General features: G+C 53.1%; 15 tRNA genes. All 15 read left to right on the forward strand.

Features of this window, described 5'->3' with window-relative positions:
- The first annotated feature begins 91 nt into the window (after window positions 1–91).
- Window positions 92–167 (forward strand) — tRNA-Lys (locus ACFVT2_RS43315).
- 10 nt (window positions 168–177) lie between these two features.
- Window positions 178–261 (forward strand) — tRNA-Leu (locus tag ACFVT2_RS43320).
- A 9-nt stretch (window positions 262–270) separates the two neighbouring features.
- Window positions 271–345 (forward strand) — tRNA-Gly (locus tag ACFVT2_RS43325).
- Window positions 346–377: 32 nt separating this feature from the next.
- Window positions 378–454 (forward strand) — tRNA-Arg (locus ACFVT2_RS43330).
- Between the two features lie 15 nt (window positions 455–469).
- Window positions 470–546 (forward strand) — tRNA-Pro (locus tag ACFVT2_RS43335).
- A 4-nt stretch (window positions 547–550) separates the two neighbouring features.
- Window positions 551–623: transfer RNA gene (locus ACFVT2_RS43340), tRNA-Ala, on the forward strand.
- A gap of 20 nt (window positions 624–643) precedes the next feature.
- Window positions 644–720: transfer RNA gene (locus ACFVT2_RS43345), tRNA-Met, on the forward strand.
- Between the two features lie 2 nt (window positions 721–722).
- A tRNA-Ile gene (locus ACFVT2_RS43350) sits at window positions 723–799 on the forward strand.
- Window positions 800–806: 7 nt separating this feature from the next.
- Window positions 807–899, forward strand: a tRNA-Ser gene (locus tag ACFVT2_RS43355).
- Between the two features lie 24 nt (window positions 900–923).
- Window positions 924–1,000, forward strand: a tRNA-Met gene (locus tag ACFVT2_RS43360).
- Between the two features lie 6 nt (window positions 1,001–1,006).
- Window positions 1,007–1,083, forward strand: a tRNA-Asp gene (locus tag ACFVT2_RS43365).
- 11 nt (window positions 1,084–1,094) lie between these two features.
- Window positions 1,095–1,170 (forward strand) — tRNA-Phe (locus tag ACFVT2_RS43370).
- A gap of 3 nt (window positions 1,171–1,173) precedes the next feature.
- Window positions 1,174–1,246, forward strand: a tRNA-Thr gene (locus tag ACFVT2_RS43375).
- 19 nt (window positions 1,247–1,265) lie between these two features.
- Window positions 1,266–1,350, forward strand: a tRNA-Tyr gene (locus ACFVT2_RS43380).
- Between the two features lie 4 nt (window positions 1,351–1,354).
- Window positions 1,355–1,426 (forward strand) — tRNA-Gln (locus tag ACFVT2_RS43385).

Genomic DNA, 1,426 nt, shown 5'->3' on the forward strand with positions numbered 1-1,426 from the left:
GTAAGGCAACGGACTTTGACTCCGTCATGCGTTGGTTCGAATCCAGCTAGCCCAGCCATTTTATTTAAAAATTTTGAATCACTTTTAGAGCGAGCCATTAGCTCAGTTGGTAGAGCATCTGACTTTTAATCAGAGGGTCGAAGGTTCGAGTCCTTCATGGCTCACCATGTTTTTCACGCGGGTGTGGCGGAATTGGCAGACGCGCTAGAATTAGGATCTAGTGTCTTTACAGACGTGGGGGTTCAAGTCCCTTCATCCGCATTGCCAAACGCGGAAGTAGTTCAGTGGTAGAACATCACCTTGCCAAGGTGGGGGTCGCGGGTTCGAATCCCGTCTTCCGCTCCATTTTATCCCAACGGGATATTGTGAAATTGATTGCGCCCGTAGCTCAATTGGATAGAGCGTTTGACTACGGATCAAAAGGTTAGGGGTTCGACTCCTCTCGGGCGCGCCATAATACTTTTGAAATCGGGAAGTAGCTCAGCTTGGTAGAGCACATGGTTTGGGACCAAGGGGTCGCAGGTTCGAATCCTGTCTTCCCGACCATTTTGGGGCCTTAGCTCAGCTGGGAGAGCGCCTGCCTTGCACGCAGGAGGTCAGCGGTTCGATCCCGCTAGGCTCCACTTGATTTTAATTGTTTTTTGGCGGTGTAGCTCAGCTGGCTAGAGCGTACGGTTCATACCCGTGAGGTCGGGGGTTCGATCCCCTCCGCCGCTACCATTGGACCTTTAGCTCAGTTGGTTAGAGCAGACGGCTCATAACCGTCCGGTCGTAGGTTCGAGTCCTACAAGGTCCACCACTTATACGGAGGAATACCCAAGTCCGGCTGAAGGGATCGGTCTTGAAAACCGACAGGGGTGTCAAAGCCCGCGGGGGTTCGAATCCCTCTTCCTCCGCCATATATCTTTCATTAATTTGATCATCGCGGGGTGGAGCAGTTCGGTAGCTCGTCGGGCTCATAACCCGAAGGTCGCAGGTTCAAATCCTGCCCCCGCAACCAAAAAATGGTCCGGTAGTTCAGTTGGTTAGAATGCCTGCCTGTCACGCAGGAGGTCGCGGGTTCGAGTCCCGTCCGGACCGCCATTTTAAATAAAGGCTCGGTAGCTCAGTTGGTAGAGCAACGGACTGAAAATCCGTGTGTCGGCGGTTCGATTCCGTCCCGAGCCACCATTTGCCGGTGTAGCTCAATTGGTAGAGCAACTGACTTGTAATCAGTAGGTTGGGGGTTCAAGTCCTCTGGCCGGCACTGTTTTTCAAAAAAATACGGAGGGGTAGCGAAGTGGCTAAACGCGGCGGACTGTAAATCCGCTCCCTCAGGGTTCGGCAGTTCGAATCTGCCCCCCTCCACCATTTTTGGGCTATAGCCAAGCGGTAAGGCAACGGACTTTGACTCCGTCATGCGTTGGTTCGAATCCAGCTAGCCCAG

The sequence above is a fragment of the Streptomyces sp. NPDC058000 genome (genome assembly GCF_042886435.1).
Lineage (GTDB): Bacteria > Actinomycetota > Actinomycetes > Streptomycetales > Streptomycetaceae > Streptomyces.